18 protein-coding genes and 1 tRNA gene are annotated in these 24,670 nt (G+C 43.9%); 8 read left to right on the top strand and 11 right to left on the bottom strand.

Annotated features, from left to right (window positions below; translation table 11 throughout):
- Positions 1–76: 76 nt before the first annotated feature.
- Positions 77–1,705 carry a methyl-accepting chemotaxis protein gene (locus R7Q39_RS03250; RefSeq protein ID WP_238854766.1) on the bottom strand — a complete coding sequence of 543 codons (1,629 nt, stop codon included), beginning with the start codon at positions 1,703–1,705 and terminating at the stop codon, positions 77–79.
- A gap of 155 nt (positions 1,706–1,860) precedes the next feature.
- Complete coding sequence (locus R7Q39_RS03245) at positions 1,861–2,127, bottom strand: hypothetical protein (RefSeq protein WP_017634954.1); 267 nt, start codon at positions 2,125–2,127, stop codon at positions 1,861–1,863.
- Between the two features lie 291 nt (positions 2,128–2,418).
- Between R7Q39_RS03245 and R7Q39_RS03240 the strand changes: the two genes are divergently transcribed.
- A complete protein-coding gene (locus tag R7Q39_RS03240) occupies positions 2,419–3,747 on the top strand; it encodes a sphingomyelin phosphodiesterase (protein WP_318075775.1) in 1,329 nt (442 codons plus the stop codon).
- Positions 3,744–4,700 carry an ATP-dependent dsDNA exonuclease gene (locus R7Q39_RS03235; RefSeq protein ID WP_318075774.1) on the top strand — a complete coding sequence of 319 codons (957 nt, stop codon included), beginning with the start codon at positions 3,744–3,746 and terminating at the stop codon, positions 4,698–4,700. Before R7Q39_RS03240 ends, R7Q39_RS03235 begins: the two co-directional genes overlap by 4 nt.
- Before the next feature lie 84 nt (positions 4,701–4,784).
- Here the strand turns inward: R7Q39_RS03235 and trpS are convergent, their stop codons facing one another.
- The gene (gene trpS / locus R7Q39_RS03230) at positions 4,785–5,807 is read right to left on the bottom strand and encodes a tryptophan--tRNA ligase (protein WP_318075773.1); all 1,023 of its coding nucleotides are present in this window, start codon (positions 5,805–5,807) and stop codon (positions 4,785–4,787) included.
- Between the two features lie 602 nt (positions 5,808–6,409).
- Between trpS and R7Q39_RS03225 the strand changes: the two genes are divergently transcribed.
- Positions 6,410–7,366: an AEC family transporter gene (locus R7Q39_RS03225; protein ID WP_318075772.1), complete on the top strand. Its 957-nt coding sequence runs from the start codon at positions 6,410–6,412 to the stop codon at positions 7,364–7,366.
- 44 nt (positions 7,367–7,410) lie between these two features.
- Here the strand turns inward: R7Q39_RS03225 and R7Q39_RS03220 are convergent, their stop codons facing one another.
- From R7Q39_RS03220 to R7Q39_RS03205, 4 genes are all read right to left on the bottom strand, one after another.
- The gene (locus R7Q39_RS03220) at positions 7,411–7,866 is read right to left on the bottom strand and encodes a MarR family winged helix-turn-helix transcriptional regulator (RefSeq protein ID WP_017635039.1); all 456 of its coding nucleotides are present in this window, start codon (positions 7,864–7,866) and stop codon (positions 7,411–7,413) included.
- Positions 7,867–8,053: 187 nt separating this feature from the next.
- Positions 8,054–11,215 (bottom strand): efflux RND transporter permease subunit, encoded by a 3,162-nt coding sequence (locus R7Q39_RS03215; protein WP_104978956.1) that lies wholly within the window; start codon positions 11,213–11,215, stop codon positions 8,054–8,056.
- 2 nt (positions 11,216–11,217) lie between these two features.
- Positions 11,218–12,357 (bottom strand): efflux RND transporter periplasmic adaptor subunit, encoded by a 1,140-nt coding sequence (locus R7Q39_RS03210; RefSeq protein ID WP_318075771.1) that lies wholly within the window; start codon positions 12,355–12,357, stop codon positions 11,218–11,220.
- A gap of 466 nt (positions 12,358–12,823) precedes the next feature.
- Complete coding sequence (locus R7Q39_RS03205) at positions 12,824–14,461, bottom strand: methyl-accepting chemotaxis protein (protein ID WP_318075770.1); 1,638 nt, start codon at positions 14,459–14,461, stop codon at positions 12,824–12,826.
- Between the two features lie 747 nt (positions 14,462–15,208).
- Here R7Q39_RS03205 and R7Q39_RS03200 point away from each other — a divergent pair.
- Positions 15,209–16,225 carry a Solitary outer membrane autotransporter beta-barrel domain gene (locus R7Q39_RS03200; RefSeq protein ID WP_318075769.1) on the top strand — a complete coding sequence of 339 codons (1,017 nt, stop codon included), beginning with the start codon at positions 15,209–15,211 and terminating at the stop codon, positions 16,223–16,225.
- A gap of 5 nt (positions 16,226–16,230) precedes the next feature.
- Here R7Q39_RS03200 and R7Q39_RS03195 read toward each other — a convergent pair whose 3' ends face one another.
- Entirely contained in the window at positions 16,231–16,479 is a 249-nt protein-coding gene (locus tag R7Q39_RS03195) for a hypothetical protein (RefSeq protein ID WP_005378271.1), read from the bottom strand.
- Between the two features lie 816 nt (positions 16,480–17,295).
- Between R7Q39_RS03195 and R7Q39_RS03190 the strand changes: the two genes are divergently transcribed.
- From R7Q39_RS03190 to R7Q39_RS03180, 3 genes are all read left to right on the top strand, one after another.
- The gene (locus tag R7Q39_RS03190) at positions 17,296–18,627 is read left to right on the top strand and encodes a cytochrome ubiquinol oxidase subunit I (protein WP_005388402.1); all 1,332 of its coding nucleotides are present in this window, start codon (positions 17,296–17,298) and stop codon (positions 18,625–18,627) included.
- Positions 18,628–18,629: 2 nt separating this feature from the next.
- Positions 18,630–19,622 carry a cytochrome d ubiquinol oxidase subunit II gene (locus R7Q39_RS03185; protein WP_033905058.1) on the top strand — a complete coding sequence of 331 codons (993 nt, stop codon included), beginning with the start codon at positions 18,630–18,632 and terminating at the stop codon, positions 19,620–19,622.
- 349 nt (positions 19,623–19,971) lie between these two features.
- Positions 19,972–20,100: a hypothetical protein gene (locus tag R7Q39_RS03180; protein ID WP_017635045.1), complete on the top strand. Its 129-nt coding sequence runs from the start codon at positions 19,972–19,974 to the stop codon at positions 20,098–20,100.
- A gap of 274 nt (positions 20,101–20,374) precedes the next feature.
- On the opposite strand, the gene R7Q39_RS03175 is transcribed toward R7Q39_RS03180, so the two are convergent.
- From R7Q39_RS03175 to R7Q39_RS03165, 3 genes are all read right to left on the bottom strand, one after another.
- A tRNA-Ser gene (locus R7Q39_RS03175) sits at positions 20,375–20,462 on the bottom strand.
- 144 nt (positions 20,463–20,606) lie between these two features.
- Entirely contained in the window at positions 20,607–21,056 is a 450-nt protein-coding gene (locus R7Q39_RS03170; RefSeq protein WP_025766903.1) for an L-alanine exporter AlaE, read from the bottom strand.
- A gap of 502 nt (positions 21,057–21,558) precedes the next feature.
- Positions 21,559–23,979: a hybrid sensor histidine kinase/response regulator gene (locus R7Q39_RS03165; RefSeq protein WP_318075805.1), complete on the bottom strand. Its 2,421-nt coding sequence runs from the start codon at positions 23,977–23,979 to the stop codon at positions 21,559–21,561.
- A gap of 51 nt (positions 23,980–24,030) precedes the next feature.
- Here R7Q39_RS03165 and R7Q39_RS03160 point away from each other — a divergent pair, with 51 nt between their 5' ends.
- On the top strand, positions 24,031–24,642 hold the full coding sequence (locus R7Q39_RS03160) for a YecA family protein (protein ID WP_005378278.1): 612 nt from the start codon (positions 24,031–24,033) through the stop codon (positions 24,640–24,642).
- Positions 24,643–24,670 lie beyond the last annotated feature (28 nt).

The raw sequence follows: 24,670 nt of genomic DNA, 5'->3' as shown, positions 1-24,670 counted from the left end.
GAATAAATAAGCCGGACATTTCGTCCGGCTTATTTATTGTAGCAATGAGGTTAGGAATAAAGCTGAAACACAACAACTAGAGCTGGAATGAACCCATTCGAGTTTTCAAGTTGTGCGCTAGGCTACTGATCTGCTGACAAGCCACAGCCGTTTGTGAAGCTCCCTCAGCCATCTCTGTTGAAGCACTATTAATATGCTCCACACTGCGATTCAGCTCTTCGGATACAGAATTCTGCTCACTGCACGCCGTTGCGATTTGTGTGCTCATTTGCGCTATGTTATCGACAGAATGTTCAATTTCTTTTATCTGGCTATCAGCGTCATTAACTTGCTCAACACACTGAGAAATACCCTCCTGACAATCACGGCTTGAATGCCCTATTTTACTGCTGCTCTCTTGTAGTTGATTAACAATTTCCACAATTTGTGAAGTGGAGTCTTGAGTGCGTTGCGCCAGAGAACGAACCTCATCTGCCACAACAGCAAACCCACGTCCTTGTTCACCTGCCCGAGCGGCTTCAATTGCGGCGTTCAGTGCTAACAAGTTTGTTTGCTCCGCAATCCCGCGGATCACATCGACGACCACATTGATATTGTTTGAGCTCGATTCAAGCTCACGTGCCAGTTCATCTGACTCTTGGATCGTATGTGATACACGCTCAATTACTGCGATAGTTTGTTTTAACGTCGCCGTTCCTTGCTTTGCCACTTCCGCAGCCGAATAAGCAGAGGTTGCGCCAACTTCGGTATTTTGTGCCACTTCACTTACAGCAGCTTGCATTTCTGTCATCGCAGAAGCCACCGAGCTAAGTTCAATTTGTTGATTTTGCATACCAGAGGCGGTCTGAGAAGAAATAGCACTCACTTCCTCTACTGCTGCCGTTAGCTGAATCGTTGAGTCATTAATCTCAGAAACCAGCGAATGTAAGTTTGTTTGCATACCGACAAGCTCTTTGAGCAGCGTTCCTAACTCGTCTTTGCTCAATTCGCTTTCGTCGATTTGATTATTCAATTGACCCTTGGCGATTTTGGAAGCGAATTCCAATGCTCGATCAACAGGCCCGCAGATGACTCGAGAAAGCAACATGGCAGACATTACCATGACCAATGCGACGACAAGCGCACCAACAGCAGCGCTGTATTGTGTAAATGCCGCTTCACTTTGTACTTCTTCACCAATCAAATTCACCAACTCATCGTTCAACGCGAGGGTATCATCCAAGCTGCTCAACGCTTTTGAGTAGGTATCGAAACTTGATAAAATTACATCATTTGCACTTTCAGCATCGCCTTGGCTTAGCAATACGTTGTAAGTCTTCGTTTCTTTGATGTATTGATTCCAAGTTTCTTTAAAAACGCTAAAGGACTGCGTTTCACGCTTATTAAGGTCGAGCTTTTCGTATTCTGCAATACCAGCCTGCACATCAGAACGCCATTGGTCGAGGCCTTTTAACCACTCACCAATTTTGGGGTGATTTGCGTTTGGCAATAAAGAGAACTCATCTTTACGCACTTTAGTAATATCAACTTGGATACCTTTCAAAATCGCAACAGAAGGTAAACTTTTATCTGTTAACACTGAGATGTCTTTATTCAGTGTTAACAAACCTTGCACCAACATTACTGACACTAAACCAAACACGGCAAAAACGGTTAAATAACTAACCGATATTTTCTTTACGACACTTAAGTCTTTAATACGCATGCACTTTCTCCCCGCAGCCTTTCCAAACCTCTCACTTAAGTGAAAGCTTAACCTCTAAAACACACTGTTTTTTGCGCTCGATATCATTGAACGCTCTTATATACATCGGCTTGAGAGATCAAATCTTGACCAGTAATTGATAGTTTTATCACGTGCTATTTTAGAGATAGGCTCGCATGCTCCGTATTGTGTCTACATCTTTTCATGAGCGCTTCTCGGCGCAGATCCAAGATCTCATCGATGAGCTTTTCTTTCGCATTTATCCCAAAATGCTGGGCATAATTTTTTACTTTTGCTATCTCATTAGGCTGCAAGCGGTACACCTCTTTCTTTAAACGCGCTTCTGCTTCACTTCTAATCAGACCTTGCTCTTGTAACAATTTAATGATGGTTTCATCGGTTGGATTTACTGCTCTAGCCATGGTGCTCCATCTATCAATTTGAGTTCTAGCCATATGGCTAGATGAATGACGCCGCACAACTTATAGAGCAAAGATGACAGCTTGATTGCAGTGAATGCAATTCGTTGACTGTTGGTATTATTTTCCACCGCTTCAACGGCAACACACTCAATACCTCCACCCTCACCATTGAATAAAGATCACATTCTGATAACAATTTTCAACACTGGCTTAGATGTCATCCATATTTAACGTGCAAGTAACATTTATAAACAAGAATGATTACTCTAGTTCAAATGATGGAAAAATAAGATGAAATTTTCGCAGTGGAGCCTTTTATTAAGTAGCTTGATAGCGTTACCTAGCATTGCAGATACCGACGTTTACCTAACGAATAACTCTGATCAACCGTTAACTATTCAAGTAAAACATGAAGGTAGTGATTTGCTTCAATACGGAGACGAGTGGCAACAACATGTGCAGGTACTTGGTCCGTGGGAAACTAAATCTGTATTAAGCTTCAACCGCTGGGAGGGCGTGAAATCAAATCAAACTTACCGTTTTGAAACTGTGGTTTCTAGCCCCGAAGGTGAAAGCATAACACTCAATCAAATAATGGAAGGCCATTGGTACAATTCGACCATTGAATACGGCTTATCCGCAGCCGATGTCGAGTTATCTCTCAAAGATGATCGTAACATTCATCGTGCCAACACTAACGCTTTTGGTACGAGAGAAACCGAACTGGCATTTAAGTCAGACAGTACCGCTCGATATGATGATCTTTACTACACCATCACGCCAAGCAAGGTAGCGGAGTCTGTCGACAACGAAGAACAAAACCTTAAGTTGATGACTTATAACATCTGGGCGTTGACGGCTATTGCATCGCACATTGGAGATCGTTACGAACTGATTCCTCAACATGTAAAAGGTTACGATGTTTTGGCGCTGCAAGAGGTGTTTGCCAGCGGCCGTGAAGCATTCTTACGTGAGTTAGCCAAGGAATATCCTTACCAAACAAAGATGTTAAATAAAGAAGGCGTTAATATTCATGATGGTGGCGTAATCATAGTTAGTCGCTACCCTATAGTGAACGAAGCGCAATATGTCTTTCCCGATTGCTCTGGTACAGACTGCTTTGCCGATAAAGGCGTAAATTATGCGGAAATAATTAAAGGTGGTCAGGCTTACCATGTGTTTGCTACCCATACCGCATCTTTCGATACAGACACCGCCCGTGAGTATCGTCAGCGCCAGTTCAAACAAATCCGCACACTCGCCCAATCTCTTGACATTCCTTCGAGCGAAACTGTGGTATACAGCGGCGACTTTAACGTAAACAAAAGAAAGTTCCCTGGTGACTACCAACAAATGATCGCTAACTTAAGTGCCATAGAGCCTCACTACTCTGGTTACACGGAGTCAACCTTTGATCCCCGTATCAATAACTTCGCAGGTGAAGCGTTATCAGGTGGCGAAAACGTGGAATACCTTGACTATGTTATGGTGAGTAGTGAATACGGGGTGAAATCATTCAATGACAACCGTGTAGACGTGCCGCGCACAACCGCAGAGAGTTTATGGAAACACTACAACCTTTCTGACCATTTCCCAGTAAGCGCAACAATCAAGCCATGAAGAAAATCGCTTTGATAATCATGTCCGCCATTATGGCGGGCATGATATTTTTAACTTTCAGTCACGATGTTCAAAAAGAAGAGCTCGCTTCCTCTCCTTCCCCTAAGACAAAAAATCAGAATGTCTCCAGTACATCACCACAAACAAGCAGCATCGTGCCCGATACAGATACTTCACCACAAACCGCTAAGCTCCCTTCCACAGTTCAAATAACGACTGAGCGATTAACTCAACTCAAAGGCAGGAAACTTGTCGCCGAACTTGAGACGTTTTGGCAAGAGTGTATGTTGAACCGTAGTTGTGAAGAGCAGGTCGCCTTGTTTGAGGCGCATTTATCTTCAGCTCGATTCCAGCTTTTGGCGAACTACCCTCAGCTCAGCAGCCAATGGAAAGAGAGTGTAGGAAATTTGTTATTTGATGAGCAACAATCACTGGCGTCGCGTGTTGCACAGCTGAAGAGCGAAGCAAGAAGCATCTGGGGGGAATTGGCTGATGTTGTTTTTGCGGATGAGTTCGCGCTGTACGATTTCAACTTAGAAGCCCAAAAGCTGGACACTCAAAGCCCAGATAACTTTTTGCGAGCTTTCGAGCAACTCACCATTGACTGGCAAGAACATGCAGGTGCTATCGGGCTAACAAGCGACCAGGAAAAATATGAGCGTGCGGTCACCCTGATTCCTAATAGTATGAGCCTACCAGATCGCTTGGCGATCATCGCAGAGCTAGAACGAACTTACTTAACGAAAGAAGAAAGTAAAAACATTCATGCTCGTCAGCAGCAAATTACAGAGCAAAAAAAACGAGTCAAAGATTACCAACAAGCATTACAACAACTTGAGTCCAAGCTAAGAACGCAAAGAGCTTCTAGCCATTCAAATTTGTCAGAACCGGAATGGCAAAGCTATTACCAACAAGAAGTCGCCGATTTTCGTCGTGAATTTTTTTCTTCTTAACAATGCGCTTTGACTGACTGGGAACTTAAAAAGGCACGTTGCTAACCAGCCGTCGTGCCTTATGTTCAACTCTCTACTTTTAATTCAGAACAAATTTAAACCAAATACATCTTTCACATCAAATAGCACTTTTTCGGTTTTCTCGCGAGAACGCTCACTACCTTGTTTTAAAATATCAATCAGCTGCGCTTTATCATTCAAATACATAGCGCGCTTTTCTCGAATAGGGCGAAGCATCTCTTGTAAGCATTCTTCTAACACTTTCTTGGTCAAACCATCACCTAACCCACCTCGTCGATAATGGTCTTTTAGCTGTTCGACATAATTTTTATCAGGATGAAAAGCATCGAGGTAGATGAATACAATATTCCCTTCGACTTGGCCAGGGTCCTCAATTTTCAGATGATTGGGATCGGTATACATAGATTTCACTGCCGCGGAAATCTCCTTTTCGGAGGCCCCTAAGTTGATTGCGTTCCCCATGCTTTTAGACATCTTATTTTTACCGTCAGTACTCGGCAAACGAGGTGCATCGCTAAGTAATGGACGGCATTCTCTAAGAACCTCTTTTCCACCCAGATGGTTTATTTTTCTCACGATTTCATTAGTTTGCTCTAACATCGGCAGTTGGTCATCACCCACTGGTACTAGCGTCGCATGAAACCCCGTAATATCAGCAGCTTGAGAAATTGGATACGTTAAAAAGCCTGCGGGAATAGAGCGTTCAAAACCTTTACTCTGAATCTCATTTTTAACCGTAGGGTTTCGCTCTAATCGTGCGATAGAAACAAGATTACTGTAATACATTGTCAACTCGGCTAACGCTGGAATTTGAGACTGCAACGTGATCGTAGTTTGAGTGGGGTTGATACCAACAGCCAAATAATCTGCAACGACATTGAGAATATTAGAGGATACCTTTGATGGGTTATGCGCGTTATCCGTCAGCCCTTGCATGTCCGCAACCAAGATCGTTTGCTCGTGCTCCGTTTGCAATTTGACTCGTTGTTGCAATGAACCAATATAGTGCCCGAGGTGTAATGGACCTGCTGCTCGATCTCCGGTAAGTATAATTTCACGCTGAGATGTATTTTTATGGGTATTCATATTTGTCTCCAAGTATTTAATAGATCGCTACTGGAGATAAAAAAGATCAAACACTCTTAGCTACCATCCAGCAGCTTAAGAATGTAAGTATTCCGCGCCGCTCTATTTAGAGCGCCACCAAGAGAAGGTTGTTAATGAAGGGCGAACGTGTATTTTCATGTTTTTTAAACTAACAGCACATACCGCAGAACTCAATCTGTTTTGTACTGAATTAGAGTGAGTGTTCCAACAGCCAATTAAGAGGATTACATTGGTAAAGACATCGCAATGACCAAAACCGCACCAAATACCGAACCAGAGACAAACGCACACAGTACAGTTTTGTTGTGTTTCCTTTTCATTGATGAACTCCTATCCATAACTACGATGACCAGCCCTCACATCTAATACGCATGTGGATGCATCACGACAACGAGTTAACCAACATATCGCACGTAGGACCAGTACCGCTTTGTTAAATTGGGACCTCGTCCATAACTTGGAGTGTAAATGACTCCGGAACCTACAACAGAAGAAAATTTCATCACGTTACTGTCCTACCCTCCGGGTTTGTGGCTTAATAGGCAACAGGAACACTTTTTTCTTTTGCTGCGGATACTTACATGGAAGCTGTTTTACATCAGTTGCAATTCTCTTTGTCGATAACCGGACCTATCTGTTTGATGTTGGTACTTGGCGTTCTTTTTAAGCGCTTTGGTCTAATCAACGATAACTTTATCGAAGTAGGCTCTAAACTGGTGTTTAAAGTTACCTTGCCTGCAATGTTATTTGTCAGCATTGTGGCTTCAGAACACGACTTTTCCGCGGCAAGTGGATTCGTCAATTTCGGCGTCATCGCTAGTATTTCGTTTTTCATTTTCACCTACCTTTCCGTCAAACTTCTGTTCAAAGCATCGCCTGACCAAGGCGTTCTCATCCAAGGTGGGTTCCGAGCAAATACAGGTATTATTGGTATCGCTTACGTTGCCAATGCGTATGGTTCTCAAGGTGTGGCGCTAGCAGCGCTCTATGTCGCGGTCACCACATTTATTTATAACGTCCAAGCGGTAATTTGCTTATCGCCCAAGGGGGCAACGTCTGCCTCGCAAGCAGCAAAGATGATGGGCCGAACACTGACTAGGAATCCGCTCATAATCTCCATTGTTCTAGGAATGGCTTTTTATTTACTCGCTATTCCAGTACCGAATGTGGTTATTGACGCAGGAGACTACTTGTCCAAAATGACATTGCCTTTGGCGCTGTTGTGTACGGGTGGCTCACTTGACTTTAGCTTGATGAGAAAAGAGAAAGGTCCATCTTGGTTTGCGAGCAGTTACAAGCTCATCGTAGCACCGGTCATCATCACCATGGGGGCTTACTTAGTAGGATTTCGAGGAATTGAGCTAGGTATTCTTTTCTTTATGAACGCCTCTCCAGTCGCTGCTGCCAGCTATGTCATGGCGCGTTCCATGGGAAGCAATGCCACATTAGCCGCAAATATCATCGCACTCACTACGGTGCTTTCTACAGTGACCTGTACGTTGGGCATCCTATTTCTTAAGTTCTACAACTTAATATAATTGGCCAGCGATAAAATAAAGACGCTAGACGGCATTGATGTAAGTTACTGGTCGTGATTCGCAAAAGTGAGCTTTCTTACCAGACGAAAAAATTCACTCGCTTCAGATTCCGACAAACAAGAAAAAAACTCTTTCTGTAAATTCGTCATGATTTGATGAACTTGCTTTAAAGCATTTGCCCCCTCTTTTGTCATGCTTAGCATTTTAAGGCGCTGATTCGATTTACTTTTAGAAACTTGAACAAACCCTCTCTTTTCCAGATTGTCCACCATCCGCTTTGCTACACTTCGCTCAGTTCGAACCGCATCAGCTAACGCTTGCTGGCTCATAGGTTGAAATTCTTCTAAAGCGGCCAGTGCACTTGCCATTTCTAGTGTCATCAAATTTTGCCGAGAGAGCTCGGCTTGGGCACGATTGCGGTACATGCGCTGCATCACACCGCAGACAAACATAGGGCTTTGATCCAAAACGGAAATTGGGGAAATTTTCTGATCTTTCATCGTCGTTTTTCTTCTTTAGGCTTTCATTCGGTCGAAAAGCCTGTGCTGATACTGCACACAACACGCCGTCTTTCAGGCTCGCGTCATAGACGGTAACCACCAAGTGAAAACATAAAATAAAGAGCGCCGAAGCGCCCTTTTATTGTGTTTATTATCACCAGTATAACTTAGTTACAGCAACCAAGTCTTACTCGCTTTGCTGAGCCGGTTTAGGATTAGTCTCAGACAACTCTGCCTCCGATTCTTTTCTCGCACGTCGATCAAACAATCGCTCAACCACCACAAAGAAGATTGGGACGAAGAATATACCCAATATCGTGGCACTGATCATGCCACCAAGTACGCCGGTACCCACTGCGTTTTGACCTGCCGATCCCACACCTGAACTGATAGCAAGTGGTACCACACCCAAACCAAAAGCAAGCGATGTCATGATAATTGGGCGCAGACGAACGCGAACAGCATGTAAGGTTGCTTCGATAAGCCCAGCGCCTTTCTCATAGTAGTCCTTTGCAAACTCAACAATCAGAATCGCGTTTTTGGTTGCCAAGCCGACCGTCGTTAATAAGCTCACCTGGAAGAACACATCGTTATCCATACTGCGCGTCATTACCGCAAGCACAGCACCAAGCACACCAAGAGGAACAACTAACACCACGGCGAAAGGTACTGACCAACTTTCATACAAAGCGGCAAGAACTAAGAATACGACGAGGATAGATAGCGCATATAGCATTGGCGCTTGGTTTCCGGAAAGGCGCTCTTCATACGAAATACCATTCCAGTTCACCGTGAAACCTTCTGGTAGCTTTTCTACCATTGCTTCAATTTCTTCCATGGCTTCACCAGTACTTACACCAGGAGCTGCGCCGCCTTGAATGTTCATTGCTGGCAAACCATCAAAGCGCTGCAAAAGAGGAGAACCATAGGTCCACTCACCACTCGCAAAAGCAGAGAAAGGCACCATCTCTCCTTTAGCGTTGCGTACGTACCATGAATCGAAGTCTTTTGGCTGCATGCGGTATTCCGCATCACTTTGCACCATCACTTTCTTCACACGACCGCGGTCAATATAATCGTTAATGTAAGCCCCGCCCCATGCAGCTGACAGGATTTGGTTTACGTCATTGATACTGACATCCAAAGCACGAAGTTTGACGTGGTCAATGTTCACTTTGTACATTGGCGCATCTGCCTGACCGTTTGGACGAACACCGACAAGTTTCGGGTTTTGTGCTGCCATGCCCAGAAGTTGACCTTGAGCCGCAACTAATGCGTCGTGACCTTTGTTCAACGAATCTTGAAGATAGAAATCAAAGCCTGTCGAGTTACCCAACTCTTGAATCGCAGGAGGTGCAAATGCAAAGACCAGTGCTTCTTTGATGGTTGAGAAGTACCCCATCGCTCGACCCGTAATGGAAGCTGCATCAGCACCCGGCGCTTCACGCTCTGACCAATCTTTCAGACCGATAAATGCCATCCCCATGTTTTGGCCTTGGCCTGCAAAACTAAAGCCCGCAACGGAGAAGACGGATTTCACGTTGTCTTTCTCATCCACAAGGTAAAAGTCACGCATTTTCTCAAGTGTTTTTTCCGTCTGTTCTTGTGTTGAGTTAGGCGGCAAAATAGCCATTGAGAATACTGTGCCTTGGTCTTCATCTGGCAAAAATGACGTTGGAAGGTTCATAAATAACCAGCCAGCACCTGCACTCATTGCCAAAAATACAACCAACATGCGACCTGTGCGTTTTAGAAGTTTAGCAACACCGGTTTCATAGCCAGCTGTCATCGCATCAAACTTGCGGTTAAACCAGCCAAAGAAACCTTTCTTCTCTAGAAGCTCAGCATCGCCTTTTTTCAGCAACGTAGCACACAATGCTGGAGTCAGAATTATCGCAACCAAAACGGAAAGCGTCATAGCCGCCACAATAGTTATCGAGAACTGACGGTAAATAACCCCGGTAGAACCAGACATAAACGCCATAGGGACGAATACCGCTGAAAGCGTCAAACCCACACCAATCAAGGCACCAGTGATCTGCCCCATCGATTTTTTGGTCGCTTCTTTGGGCTCTAAACCATCTTCATGCATCACACGCTCGACGTTTTCCACCACAACGATGGCATCGTCCACCAGCAAACCGATAGCCAGAACCATCGCGAACATGGTTAACGTGTTTACGCTAAATCCAGTCGCGTACAAAATAGCGAAGGTTCCGAGCAATACGACAGGCACTGCGATCGTTGGAATGATCGTCGCACGGAAGTTCTGCAAGAACAGGTACATGATTAAGAACACAAGAAGAATGGCTTCTAATAGCGTTTTAACCACTTCTTGAATCGAGGCTTTGACGAATGGCGTTGTTTCAAATGGGTAAGCAATCTGCAACCCTTCTGGGAACGTTGCACTCAGTTGTTCTAAACGCTCTTTCACCGCATTGGCTGTCTCAAGCGCGTTTGCGCCAGTACCTAATGAAATACCTAACCCCGATGCTGGGAAGCCATTATATTGGCCTCGAATATCATAACTTTCTGCACCACGCTCAACGCGAGCTACATCTTTCAAATAAACATTCGAACCACTGGCGTCGGACTTAAGAATGATGTCTTGGAACTCTTCTACACTGCTCAAACGACTTGCAGAAGAAATCGTAGCATTCAACAACTGACCTTCCTGCGCAGGTGCCGCACCCAGTTGACCTGAAGAAACTTGCGCGTTCTGTTCACTGATCGCGTTCGCTACATCGATTGCGGTCAAGTTGAACTGCGTAAGCTTAAAAGGGTCCAGCCAAACTCGCATTGCATACTGCGCACCAAACGCCTGCACTTGTCCTACACCAGTTACACGACTTATCGGGTCTTGAATATTCGTTACAACAAAGTCGCCGATATCGTTTTCTGTAAAGTCAGGATCTTCAGAATAAACTGCGACAACCATGAGAAATGCCGTATTGGATTTATTGACGACAATACCTTGGTTTTGTACCTCCATCGGCAATGAAGTCAATGCCAATTGCAGTTTGTTCTGCACCTGTACTTGCGCGATATCAGGATCAGCTTCGCTATCAAACGTCAGGGTAATTGTCGCATTACCAAATGCATCACTGCTCGATGATAGGTAGCGAAGGTAATCTAATCCTGTCATGTTTTGCTCGATAACCTGCGTTACCGAGTCTTCAACGGTTTTTGCTGATGCACCTGGATAGCGAGCACTGATGGTGATCGTCGTCGGTGAAATCGTTGGGTATTGCGAGACGGGTAAATTGAATAATGACATTACCCCCGCCAACATCGTTAGAATCGCGAGAACCCAAGCAAATACCGGACGATCGATAAAAAATCGTGCCATGATTACTCCTGTTCACCGTTTTGGATAGTTACCGAACTGCCTGGCCCTACCTTTTGTAAACCGGCGGTAATGACTTTATCACCCGCGTTCAAACCATCAATAATGCGCCATTGGCTATTGATCGCTTCGGCAGTCTTCACTGGTTTCGCTTCCACTTTGTTCTCGCCATTAACCATCATCACTGTCGCTTTACCTGTCGCATCACGAGATACCGTATTTTGTGGTATTAGAATCGCATCAGGGTCGACACCAGTAATGACCGTCGCACGAACAAACATTCCAGGTAGCAACAAACCGTCAGGGTTTGGGAATTCGGCACGAAGCGTCACGCTGCCCGTACTTTCGTTCACATTGACCTCAGTAAATTTCATTGTGCCTTTGTGTTCGTAAGTGCTGCCATCTTCAAGCATCAATGTAACTTGCGCAGAGTCATCTTCTTGCATATGGCCTTGGGAGAGTGATGCTTTCAAACGCAGCAGTTGCGCGGATGATTGCACAATATCAACATTGATAGGGTCAAGCTGCTGAATGGTCGCTAATTTGGCAGCTTGGTTAGCCGTAACCAACGCACCCGCTGTCACACTCGATTTACCGATCACTCCGCTAATCGGAGCTTTGACTTGCGTATAATCTAAGTTGATTTTTGCTGTGTTGATCTTGGCTTTTGCGACTAGGACCTGCGCTTTCGCTTCTTTGTATGCCGCTTCTGCTTCATCCAAGTCTTGTTGGCTGATGGATTTTTTGGTGATCAAGGTTCTGTAACGCTTCACCGTGGCATAGGTCGACTCTGCCGCAGCTTGCGCACGGATTAATTCCGCTTCAGCGCTCAGCAAATCCGCCTGAAATGATGAATCATCAATTTGATATAGCGACTGTCCTTGTTCAACAAGGCCACCTTCAACAAAATTTCGCTCCGAAATAATGCCAGTGACTTGCGGACGAACTTCCGCTTCTTTGAATGCTCGGCTACGACCCGGCAACTCTACTGTCAATGCTTGGCGCGTTGGCTGCACTGTTAACACTTCTACTTCGGTTGCGGGCGCAGGCCCCCCTCCTTGGCTCGATCCTTCTTCGCTAGGTTGACATCCAACCACAAAAAGGCTCGACGCAATCAGCAGAGATAGCGTGGTTTTACGTCTCATGAATTTTTCTCTCTTATCTACCGACAAGCCTTCAAGATTCCTTATTAAAAGCTTCTAGAATGACTTAATAATGACTAAAGGATGTATATCCAGAACAAATTAATTAGGATGATAAATACCCAGTGTTGTACATACAACAAAATTTACAGTTCTATACGCTTACGAAAAACGTTTATGGTAAAGGTGTTATGAAGTTCTCAAATTTGAAGATTTTGGGTTGGAAATCACATTTTCCTGTGTGCAATTGCAATGGTTAAAAAGCAGCAAAAGTGATGATAAAAGCATCATCACGCTGTACAGAGTTTGTTACCGCTGTCTAGGGTTATTTGCCCACTCTGGTATACGAACTAAAGTGAGAAAGGAATGTAAATATAGTCGAAATTTCACAAGTCAGGTTCGCCACTTATCTAAAAAATAACCCGCTAAGAAGCGGGTTATTTCGTCAGTGAGATTGCTGTTCTCAAGCTTATACTTTGAACTGACTGACCTGATGATCTAAACGTTGAGTTTGCTCTGACAACATGGCTAAAGAAGCTTGCGCTTGGTTTACGATTTCCACAATTGAAGTGCTACTGTCTGCAATGCCTTGTACGTTGCTATTTACTTCGTCACTTACTGTACTTTGCTGGCTCGCAGCCGTTGCAATGTGTGTATTCATCTCGTTCATACGTGAAATCGCGTTCAAGATTTCAGAAAGGGATTCACTCGCTCGGCCAGCGGACTTGAGCGTTTCATCACTGCTATTTTGGCTACCGCGCATCACTTCTACAGCTTGTCCTGCACCAGATTGTAGCTTTTCAATCATGGTTTGGATTTCTCCCGTACTCTGTTGCGTACGACTGGCTAAAGAACGAACCTCGTCCGCTACCACAGCAAAGCCTCGCCCTTGCTCTCCAGCGCGAGCCGCTTCAATGGCTGCGTTAAGCGCTAATAAGTTTGTTTGCTCGGCAATACCACGAATTACATCCAGTACGGACGCAATGTTACTCACATCATGATCCAATGTGTTAATGACGTGGCTTGCGCTTTCGATTTCACTTGCGAGGCTACGAATTGAGCTAACCGTTTGATCCAAAATAACATTGGTATTGGTAAGTTCATCATTCGCTGTTTGGCTCGCAACCGCAGCTTCGTTAGCGCTATCGCTTACATTTCTGCTGGTGACTTGCATTTCATGCACTGCCGCCGCTACCGCCTCGCTATCTTTTTGCTGAGAAACGGTCGAGTTCGCGATGGTCGTGGTCAACGAGCTAAGATTTGCCATTTCGTTACGTAAGGTATTTGAGCTTTCAATTACCTGAGCGACTGTCATTTGAATTTTGGACACAAACTGGTTAAATGCGTCTGCTAAATTGCCAATTTCGTCTTGTGTTTTTACATCGATTCGCTGACTTAGATCACCTTCACCGGACGCAATTTCTGTCATCGCATTTTTAATATCATTGATAGGCTTCACAACCGTTTGTAACAACAAAAAAGCCATCGCGATAGCGGCAAAAATAACAATCACAATGCCAGCCTCAAGAATGAGTTCTGCTCTTGTTGCAGCCGCTGATATTTCGCCCTTCAACTGGCTTTGCTTTTCTTCTATTGCATCTTTTACAACGTTAAGCTGCGCTCTAACCTCGATAAATTGGTCTTCAAAGTTATGTTTGTGCTCATTGTAGTAACCACGCCATTGAGATTGAGGTAAACGTAGCATCGCTTCATAACTTGCTAACCATTTTTCACCCAAAGAGACAAGCGTTCGAACTTCATTACCATGTGTAGAAGGCATCACACCGGCTTGTGATAGCTCAATCATTTGTTCCATACGTGGTAGTGCTTTGTAGGCGTTGTCTTTGTATTCACCGATGTGATGATCAATATCGTTTTGAGTATCAGAAAGTGCAACACCTTGGATTGCAGATGTTGCTTGGTAAAGATCGCGATAAGCATCCTCAATCGTTAATAAGTTCGGCACGATCTGTTCGTTAAGTGTTTCACTCAACTCAGATTGTTTCCAACTTGTCATAACGTTTAATACAGAGCTCACAATAAACAATCCAATAATCAGTGACAGCGGAATCACGATCTTCTGCTTGATCGTTAAGTTCTGGAACATGAATAGACTCTCTTTATTTATGGTATACAAACTGCCGGAAATTATATCAAACAAATAGAGTATACCATTAGGTAAAAGAGGCTATTCAACAAGAAATCTAATGACTTTTTGACAAGGGTTCTAATTTCAACAATTAGTTGATTTTATACAAAATTTAACAAATAGATCTTTTCAAAAGATGCAAATTAAAATGCTCTTTCAAAACGAAAAATATGTAACAGAAAGTGAATTAAAAGGGACCACATTTTGAAGAATAGATCGACTCAATGATTTACAGAGAACACATACAAAACACAGTTATTGGATTGAGCACCACCGCGGAATATGCAAAGGTCCGAACATTTCTTCTAAAGCTCAAAAAAAACATTGTTTATCTGACGTATTTAAGGGTACTCCTTGATGACGTTAGTCGTGATGTTGGCAGACAGGATGCTTACAAGTTTTCGAAGTTAACCAGTAGCACAGTGAACGATTCAGATTTTCTTGAGCGCCAAGGCAATAAAAAAGTTTGCTATTTTCCTCTCAAGAGACGCATTCAAGAAAATAATGCAACCTAGTCACAAAGTCTTGCTACATCTTCAGAAAAGAATGATGTTGCTAAACAAATCTGGTGCAGCATACACATTGAAGCTAAACTCGTTTAAGGAATTTTTTCATATCAATATGAGAAAACATAGATTTCTCAAAGTTACACCGACCATTCAACGATTAAACTAATGTTAGCGTACCGGTACGTCCAAAAACTCCATGCATGAACCATTTGAAAGAGCCAAAATGTTCCAACCCAACTTCGCCTCAGTGGAGTGGCGAGTCGTTTCGCTCGCTCTCCTACTCTCTCTTCCTCACACTGCTCAAGCGGATCCACTAGATAAGGAAATTAGCAACCTTCTCCAACAACGTTTTTCTATCGCGGTTTTGCTGTCCGACACTGACGCAATTGCGTTTGGTATTGGCGACTTTGATCCGAATGCATTATTTGATACCGCCAACCCAGAGTTCGGGACTGACGAGTCAATCAATGAACGTCGAAGCAAATCCGTATATGTTCTCCCTTACACGACTAACTTTGACATTGAGGGCAGCGAGGATTTACATGAGCTGTCGTTTAAGGCGTTTACGATACAAACAGAGAATGATCTCAAACTATTCGGCACAAGTAAGGATCTTCTCAAGGAAAGGACATACGGTGCGTCGATTGGTTATGGGTATCTATACAAAGCAAGTGAAAGCGTCACTCTTAGCACCAGAACGACGACTCACCTTATGCGTTATGAAAACTCATTCTCTACCGATAATAAACTTTCCTCCATCATTGGAAGAATCCTAGACGGCCGTGCCGTTAACGTTTCAGCATGGGCGGCAATAGTTCAACCATCCATTAAAGCCAAATACACGTCTCCCACAAGTTGGGGGAAATGGCATGCCAGTTCGACATTGAATTCATTCATTGGGCACAGCTGGGGAAGCGCAAATAACGGCAATATAGGCAACCCTAAAGGTTGGTACCTATCTAATGAAATCACCGGTTACTACAATATTTATCACGGTGAGCAGGCTTTATTTACCGGGATTAAAAGAGTCGACCTTTCGCATGATTTAAGCGATGAACTGGGAAGTCCGCATTACTACGAAGCTTCTATAGGATGGCTATTTTATGCACCAAAGCCCTTTGATTGGTTGGACAATTTCGGCATAGGCGTTAACTTCAACTACGGCTCGACTCTCAGAGGCGGCAGCATTCAGCTTTACTACAACAAACAATAAAGCCGTCAATACAGGAACCAGTTGGTAGCATATATAACAAGAAGAACTAGAAGACACAAAAGGAATGGCAGAGTTAGCGTCTTCGCAAACTTTTTCATGAGACTTGGGTTATCAAACACCACACCTTCCGCTTCTCTTACCCTTCGCTCTTCGTCAAAATGCCATTTAATGGCTAAGTAGGCTCCTATCCCTAATACAATAAGCTTAAAAGCTCCAGCAAAGTAAGGAAAGAAATTAGCCCAACTGTCATTCATTATCCATCTCCATCAAATTCAATATCAGCTTTGCGGTGGCAGAATCCAAAATTCATGTAGAATGCCCCCCTCAAAGTCAGACTCTCTGGCTAGCGCCAGTCTACTGCTCGAGATAGCTGTCCACAACTCTCTTTACCATATCGGCATCTATTAATTATTTAATAAATAATAAGAAAGACACTAGCACACTTGCTGAAAAGTAAGTGTCAGTTTGGATTGAAACTCATCAGGAATCGAAAATGGTCCGCAGTCGACTTGTTGATCTAGTGAAAGCCGAATTACCTAGCGCCAAATCGTTCGCTAGTATAAAAATGTAGCCTATCGCACTTCTGGTCGAGTGCTAACGAACTTATGATGCATATGTCATTAGCAGTGCAATTTTAAGTTTATCAATTAGCTAAAGTTTCCCACCTTAACTGCCAGTAAGTTTGCTGTGTTTGAGATGATCTCGACATGACTAGTGTATAAATAGTATGGAGGTTCAAAGTGAAGGCAAGGCAATTTTCCTTACTAAAAATATTGTTTTTGTAATTTTATTTCAGGATTATCGAAACCATCATAAGGATAATTCGAACTAATCTTAATCCATGCTCCTTCAGTTACATTTGCTTTCTTTTACTCACTTCTCGCGACTATTAGTGGCATTTTGAGACAATTTCCTACACTCCTTTCTTTCCCTTAGTTGATATAAATCATGGTTAGAAGAAAACAGAATCACCTGTATTTCTCGATACATGAATCCAAACTGCCCGACTTTTCGTAACTAAATTACAAATAGACACGATTTTTAGTATGGCACGTTTTTGAGGAACCAAGATGTTAGATACCCTCATGCTGTCGCGGATCCAGTTCGCGGCCAATATCAGCTTTCACATTCTCTTCCCGACCATCACCATCGCGTTGGCATGGATGTTGGTGTTTTTCAAGTGGCGATATAACCGCACCCAAGCCCCCGTATGGCTCGATGTTTATTACTTCTGGGTCAAGATATTCGCTCTTACTTTCGCCTTAGGTGTGGTATCCGGCATTACGATGAGTTTCCAGTTTGGTACCAACTGGCCAGGCTTTATGGAACGAGTCGGTAACGTAGCAGGACCATTGCTCGGATACGAAGTGATGACCGCCTTCTTTATGGAAGCCACCTTCCTTGGCGTGATGCTTTTTGGACGAGGACGAGTGCCGGAATGGGTTCATACTCTCGCCACCGTTCTGGTTGCTGTTGGGACAAGTATGTCCGCGTTTTGGATTCTAGTGCTTAACAGCTGGATGCACACACCAAGTGGCTATGAAGTGATTGACGGAATTGTACATGTAACCAGTTGGAAGGAAGTTATTTTCAATCCTTCTTTACCTTACCGTCTTCTGCACACGCTATTAGCATCGGCGCTGACTGCCAGCTTCTTGATTGCGGGTATCTCAGCTTATCAAATAATGAAAAAGCCAGATCACCGCTCAGCCAAACTTGGCCTAAAAGTCGCGCTGTTCGCGGCGGCTGGATTCATCCCAATTCAAATCTTTGTCGGTGACCTTCACGGGTTAAACACGCTTGAACATCAACCTGCAAAAATCGCAGCGATGGAAGGCGTGTGGGAGACCGAGCAAGGCGCGCCTCTTCTTCTGTTTGCGATGCCAAATGAAGAAACTCGCAGCAATGATTTTGAAGTGGGCATCCCAAAGCTGGCGAGTTTGATTCTTACGCATGACTTAGATGGGGAAATCCAAGGACTTAACGAGTTTGCACCTGACCACCCGCCAGTGAAGCCCTTGTTCTTTGGTTTCCGCGTGATGGTTGGTGTTGGTGTCCTTATGTTGCTTGTTAGCTGGTATGGCGCGGTGAAGCTAGCACGTAAAAAAGCGCTACCTAAACCTTACCTGTACACGGTATTAGCCATGACGTTCTCTGGTTGGATAGCCACACTGGCGGGTTGGTATGTTACTGAGATTGGTCGACAACCTTGGTTGGTCAGCGGTGTATTGCGAACATCCGAAGCCGTCACCACGGTTGCGAGCAGTAGCGTGATGACTTCGCTCATTATGTACTTAGCCATTTATGCTGCATTGCTGGTTGCGTACATCCATACCCTATTCTATTTGGCGCGCAAAGACGTTGCAGCCCATGAAGTCCCACTGACACAACAAGAGGCCTAATCATGCTCAACTATCTACCAGAAATTTATCTTCTGCTGCTTGGCTTCTCGGTCTTTATGTATGCCGTGCTCGACGGCTACGACCTTGGCGTCGGTATCCTTTTACCAAGTGATAATGAAGCGCAACGTGACCGAATGATAGCCTCTATCGGCCCTTTCTGGGACGCGAACGAAACGTGGCTGGTGTTAGCCGTTGGTATTTTGTTGATTGCCTTTCCTACCGCTCACAGTTTGATTTTAACGGAGCTCTATATGCCGACCGCCATCATGCTTATCGCACTGATAATGCGTGGCGTGGCGTTCGATTTCCGAGCCAAAGCGAACTCGGATCATAAACCTCATTGGGATTGGTGCTTCAGAATTGGCTCGCTAATCACCGCACTAACTCAGGGTTACATGGTGGGTCGTTACATCATGGGATTTGAACAATCAACCGAAGCATTTGGCTTTGCTTGGTTAAGCGCACTTTGTGTAGCGGCGGCGTACGTTTACATCGGTGGCGCATGGTTAGTACTAAAAACGGAAGGTGATTTGCAAATACGCTCGGCCCGTTGGTCTCGCCGTGCTGGTTGGTTAGCAGCCTTAGGAATCTTGGTGGTTAGCGTTGTAAACCCAATTGTAAATCAACAAGTTGCCTTGCGTTGGTTCAGCTTCCCAGAAATCTTGTTGCTTGCCCCAGTTCCGTTAATTGTATTGGCAACCATCTTCCTAGTTGATCGCTATTTGCGTCAGGTTCCAATGGTGAATGATCTGGGTGTGCGCTGGCCTTTCTTTGGTGTCACCGTCATTTTCGCGTTGAGCTTTCTCGGGCTTGCGTATAGCTTCTTCCCAGAAGTTGTGCCGGGGTTGATGACCGCACAACAAGCGGCCTCCTCACCTGCGACATTAATAATCGTGGGCTACGGTGTGATGATTGTTATGCCGGTGATATTGCTTTACACCTTTGTGGTATACCGGATCTTCAAAGGCAAAGCGACAGAACTTAGCTACAAGTAGGAAAGGGAATTCCTCAACAAAGCGCCGCTGCTCATGCGGCGTTTTTTTGCAGTACTCAACGACTAAAGTATCTACCCAAGGCGACTGAGTGGGAACGCTGAGAGAATGTAGCGGCAGCCAGTAGTTTGTTCCTAACTAGAACGAGATAACCGTTTCTCAACTATAGCGATACAGGCACAAAAACAGAAAGAATATTTGATGTTACAAAAGGTAGACCGCCACTTTAAAACGCTTTGAGTATTTTTTGCGCTCAATGAGGTACAAGTATACTTATGCTTTTTATGACTTGTGAACACTCAATTGCATGTTATGTTACTGTTGAAATCGTACATGAAATAAGGACAAGAACATGAAGATAAGATGCAAAACGACGCAAAGCATTGAAAAATTTAACCCTGATGACCTCAATCCAAACACAGATCTCTTTGGTATGATTGCTGTTGTATTCGTGTTCATGGCTGTTTTGCTTAGCATCTAGTAGCACTACGTTCATTCTTGTGGCCGTATTCATACCTCATGTGATATGGCTGCTAAATTCTAGATTAAAGCGGATAGGCTAACCCGCACCAATCAGATTATGGCGGCCTCTGTATAGCATCTTCAATTTTGGCGTTGTATAGAGGTGAGATGTGAATAGTTGGCTTGTAGATAGAATGGCGCTTGCACCTTGAGCACTCTTGTGTACTTTCAATGACGCATTACTTTAGTGTAGATACGAAAAAAGGCCTGATAAATCAGACCTTTTTAGAATGTGGCGGTGAGTGAGAGATTCGAACTCTCGATACGTTGCCGTATACACACTTTCCAGGCGTGCTCCTTCAGCCACTCGGACAACTCACCGAATCAAATTTTGGTTAGCATCATTGGCTAACGAGGCGCTAATTTAATGATTATGTGCCTGATGGTCAAGGCTAAACATAAAAAAAAGCGCCCTTTTCGAATCGATTGCTCACTAAGTAACTAAATTGAGCAAAACTGGGGCATTTACATGCTTTGAGAATAACCGGGAACACGGAACCAACGGCGGCACATGTCCAAGAAGTACCCATACAACACACCCATGCCACAAGAAATAACAGCGTTACTTGCCACTGCGGTCACAATTTGATCTGTAGACGCGCCAACTGCGAATAAAATACCCGCATAAACTGGAGATTGAAATAGTACATAAGCGACCAGATCAGAGATGTTCTTCATAAAGGAAGACGGTGACACCTTACTACCTTGATGCAGCATCCAATCACGAAAAACCCCATACGGCCAAGCAATGGCGATATTCACTGGAATCGATAGCGTACGCGATGCTAGAGATTGCTCAAATGTCATCCCTGAAATCAAAATCTCGACAATCATCCCTGTGATAAAGCAAAAAACAACCATAGCAAAGGTATCCGCTGCGGCGTGACGAATACAAAATGGTCCACGAGACTTCATTTACAAAAACCTTAAAATTAAACACTGCAATTAATAAAAATAATAAAACCATTAACCACTAAAAAGACATCAAGCCAGTTAATGATGCAATTAGAACACACAAAAACTAGCTTATGGCTCTGTATTTAAAATTAAGTTGTAAATTTATAACCAACTTTTAAAGTAAAAGTAGTTTTTTTCACCAATGGCGAGTAAAAACGCCTAAAATTACGTAAAAATGGTACAAAAACACGGATTTCACTTACATAAAAAGGGGTTACGATAATTATTTTGACGTAAAGTTAGAACAAAACTCGGACTGTAAACAGTCACTCCTATAGCTTATGCTACCAAGCTGCGAAAATTCAGAGTATTACCGATATAATCACAGTAGAAGGTCTTGCTGCTTTACTCGTAAAAGTAAAACTGCAAGCCTGTTCATTGCAGGTTAGAAGAGTTTGTCACGAAGCTGGATGACGTATGAATAGTAAGAACAATTCACAGTTGCGCCATATTGATTCAGTTATGGTGAGGCCAGCAAAATCGTTAATGTATCGATATCATCTTGGTCTGGGGATTGCTGACGCTTTAAGTTACTTCTTATCCGTTCAGCGACTGAAGAAACGTCGTCACTGAGTTCAAGGGGAGCCTCCGCAATGATCGCTGAAATAGCCTCAAGTGCTTCATTAAGATGTCCATTATCTAGAGCGACATAGAAGTTGAGTAACCACTTTTCAGCATTAAAGCTATCTGCTGCATTTCCATCAAAGTCCGATTGGTACTGATATAACTGTGTCGCATGAAGATACAGTGCATCATTTAATTCAGACTCCACTATTGGTTTCGCTATTATGTGGTCTGCTCCTACATTAATCATACGTTCTTGTGTTTCTTTGAACACATCCGCTGTACAGCCAAAAATCAGTACCGACTTAGCAGGTGAACTCATTGCTCGAATGGCTGATATGGCCCCAACGCCATCTAGAACAGGCATATGATTATCCATCAGTATCAAATCAAATGGTTTGCTCGCAACCTCATCGACTGCAAGCTGACCATTTTCGACACTTGTGCACTCAAAGCCCTTGGCTCGGAGGAAAGTTTCCATAATGATCGCATTTGTTCGGTTGTCTTCAACAATGAGTGCTTTCAACCCTTTACAGTTCAATTTATGTGTATTGATTGACTCTACTTTACCCGGCTTGCAAGGTGTAAGGGCAATTTCGACAGTAAAAGTCGTTCCAGCGTCCTCCTGACTCTCTACAACCACTTGCCCACCCATATGTTCCGCGATTTCTTTGACTATTGCTAAACCAAGCCCTGTACCACCAAACCGTCTAGTCGTTGATGACTCCGCTTGCTCAAAAGGACGAAAAATGCGTTTTTGTGCCTCTTTTGAAATACCAATTCCTGTATCTTTTACCTTTAGTATCAGCTTGGTGCCTGCCTTACTCGATTTCTCGGCTAGCTCTACCTCTACGATGCCACGATCGGTGAACTTAACAGCGTTATTGAGTAGATTGAACAGTACTTGACGCAAACGGGCTTTGTCATTGTTGTACCAACGACCCGTTGGTAAATGCGAGACGACTCTAAAGCGAAGACCTTTTTCTGCACATAGAGTTTGATAAACACTCTTGATACTGCCGATAATCGACTCAATTGGGAAAGGCTTATTTTCAAACTCAACATGCCCTTGTTCAATTTTTGAGTAATCTAAAATCTCATTGAGTAATGTCATCATGTGATCACCTGAATCATAAAGTGTTCTCAGGTGCTTACGCTGCTCATCGGTAAGTGGTGTTTTTAACAGTATCTGGGCAGTTCCTAGTACACCGTTCATTGGTGTGCGAATCTCGTGGGACAATGTGGCTAAGAATGCCGTTTTAGCGTTTGTCGAAGCCTGAGCTTTTATTCTCTCCTGCTCTAAATAGATCGTCTTTTCATTGAACTTCTCGATAAGCTGTCCGATTTCGTCATCGCTATCGTAGTCAATATCTATGATCCCACCAGTTTTCGAGTCATCAATCTTAGCGGCAATGCGAACAATTGGTTCAACAATATAGCGATTCAGTAAGTAGTAACCGACCAAGACACACAAGAGCAAAAATGGAATGATCCTCCCCTCAACGCTCATCACTTGTTCAAACACTTGATCGGCGACTTTAGCTTTTGCGTTGACAACTTCCATGCGCCAATCGAACTCTCCGAAATCAAGCTCGCTGACATAAATTTCGTCCGTCAGTTGAAAGTTGTGTTCAATAATCACGTTTGAGTCAGCATCGCGAACCACTACCCCCAAAGAATGCTGGTTCGTGTGCTCTCGAATAAACTGAAAAAGTGCATCAAGTGATAGGTCTACCGTTACAACTCCAGCGAATCGACCGTTTTGGTAGTACGGAGAAGACGCGGTAATCATCTGGACCCGAGTAAAGGTATCGATGTAAACCGTAGACCAACTAACAGAACCTACCGGAGCATCGGCGGCAGCGACATACCAGGCTTCATTATCATAACCGCCAGATTCGGGGTTATTGTAGGAGTGAATTTGGTCAATACCACTATCACTGTTTTTATTGAAGAATAGACTTTTATATCTCCATTGTTCTGCTTTTAGTTCGGGTTTAGGCCATACGCCACCACTAACAAGCATCTTGTCACTCAATTGAAGTATATGTGGAATTATTGTGTTGAGAGATTGAATATTTTCAGTCCCTTGGGCTAGCCCTACTAAGCTGCTCAATACACCTGTAGAACTGAGGAGGGGCTCTTTTATCTCAAGAGCCAGGAGTTGGGTACGTAACTCTAGGTTTTGCTCTAGCTTTTGTCTAACCGGTGGCTCAACAACCAAATAGGCGACAGAACCGATAGTGGCGATAAAGAAGCACAGGTAAAGTGTTAGGGCGAGAATGCTTTTTTTTCTAAGTGATGAGCGAATTTCCATAGATGTGTGAATCATTCCCTAATATCGATTTATCACTAATTGATTGGTAAGATGAGCGCAATCAACCAGCCCATTAACAAATGGTATTCTATTTTGAAACTACAAGACATCCTTTCTCTCCCAGAACTTGACGGTAAACTACTAAACCTAGCAAAAACTCAAGGCTTTGTAACAGCGATGGCTGCAGCGCCAAACGTATTAATGCCTCAAGAGTGGTTACCATTCTTATGGGGTGGAGAAGAAACAGCGCCATTTACTGACGGTGAACAACTAGAGCAGTACATTGACGAGATTGTACAAATGTGGAACCAAACTCGTCCCGCTCTCCTAGAAGGCACTTGGCAGTGGCCTGCAGGGTGCGCGCTAGATGAGCAAGACATTGTAACAAGTCAGGCTCGCGATTTCTGTGAAGGTGTATTACAAGGCTGGCAACTTGCGCGTGATGACTGGGAAACGTTGATGCCTGAGGATAGCGAAGATAATGCCCTACTCGGTGGTGTTTTACTTTCTCTTACTATGCTTTACGACCCAGAAACAACCATTGAAACATTGGCCGAACAAGGTATGGAAGGCTTAGAGCAGTTTGAAGAGATCTTCAATGCAATGCCAGTGATGTTATGTGGTCTTACCCAGCGCGGTGTTGCATTAGCTGAAGAACAATAGACGCAACGCTGTCGACCATCAAGATTGA

It is taken from the genome of Vibrio sp. 947, assembly GCF_033339115.1.
In the GTDB taxonomy this organism is placed as follows: Bacteria; Pseudomonadota; Gammaproteobacteria; order Enterobacterales; family Vibrionaceae; genus Vibrio; species Vibrio alginolyticus.
The sequence above is the reverse complement of the archived record's forward strand: the minus strand, read 5'-3'. Positions and strand labels throughout refer to the sequence as shown.

Excerpts from the sequence above, each read along its gene's own strand:
- R7Q39_RS03250 (WP_238854766.1), bottom strand. The coding sequence starts at position 1,705 with ATGCGTATTAAAGACTTAAGTGTCGTAAAGAAAATATCGGTTAGTTAT.
- R7Q39_RS03245 (WP_017634954.1), bottom strand. The coding sequence starts at position 2,127 with ATGGCTAGAGCAGTAAATCCAACCGATGAAACCATCATTAAATTGTTA.
- R7Q39_RS03240 (WP_318075775.1), top strand. The coding sequence starts at position 2,419 with ATGAAATTTTCGCAGTGGAGCCTTTTATTAAGTAGCTTGATAGCGTTA.
- R7Q39_RS03235 (WP_318075774.1), top strand. The coding sequence starts at position 3,744 with ATGAAGAAAATCGCTTTGATAATCATGTCCGCCATTATGGCGGGCATG.
- trpS (WP_318075773.1), bottom strand. The coding sequence starts at position 5,807 with ATGAATACCCATAAAAATACATCTCAGCGTGAAATTATACTTACCGGA.
- R7Q39_RS03225 (WP_318075772.1), top strand. The coding sequence starts at position 6,410 with ATGGAAGCTGTTTTACATCAGTTGCAATTCTCTTTGTCGATAACCGGA.
- R7Q39_RS03220 (WP_017635039.1), bottom strand. The coding sequence starts at position 7,866 with ATGAAAGATCAGAAAATTTCCCCAATTTCCGTTTTGGATCAAAGCCCT.
- R7Q39_RS03215 (WP_104978956.1), bottom strand. The coding sequence starts at position 11,215 with ATGGCACGATTTTTTATCGATCGTCCGGTATTTGCTTGGGTTCTCGCG.
- R7Q39_RS03210 (WP_318075771.1), bottom strand. The coding sequence starts at position 12,357 with ATGAGACGTAAAACCACGCTATCTCTGCTGATTGCGTCGAGCCTTTTT.
- R7Q39_RS03205 (WP_318075770.1), bottom strand. The coding sequence starts at position 14,461 with ATGTTCCAGAACTTAACGATCAAGCAGAAGATCGTGATTCCGCTGTCA.
- R7Q39_RS03200 (WP_318075769.1), top strand. The coding sequence starts at position 15,209 with ATGCATGAACCATTTGAAAGAGCCAAAATGTTCCAACCCAACTTCGCC.
- R7Q39_RS03195 (WP_005378271.1), bottom strand. The coding sequence starts at position 16,479 with ATGAATGACAGTTGGGCTAATTTCTTTCCTTACTTTGCTGGAGCTTTT.
- R7Q39_RS03190 (WP_005388402.1), top strand. The coding sequence starts at position 17,296 with ATGTTAGATACCCTCATGCTGTCGCGGATCCAGTTCGCGGCCAATATC.
- R7Q39_RS03185 (WP_033905058.1), top strand. The coding sequence starts at position 18,630 with ATGCTCAACTATCTACCAGAAATTTATCTTCTGCTGCTTGGCTTCTCG.
- R7Q39_RS03180 (WP_017635045.1), top strand. The coding sequence starts at position 19,972 with ATGAAGATAAGATGCAAAACGACGCAAAGCATTGAAAAATTTAACCCT.
- R7Q39_RS03170 (WP_025766903.1), bottom strand. The coding sequence starts at position 21,056 with ATGAAGTCTCGTGGACCATTTTGTATTCGTCACGCCGCAGCGGATACC.
- R7Q39_RS03165 (WP_318075805.1), bottom strand. The coding sequence starts at position 23,979 with ATGGAAATTCGCTCATCACTTAGAAAAAAAAGCATTCTCGCCCTAACA.
- R7Q39_RS03160 (WP_005378278.1), top strand. The coding sequence starts at position 24,031 with ATGAGCGCAATCAACCAGCCCATTAACAAATGGTATTCTATTTTGAAA.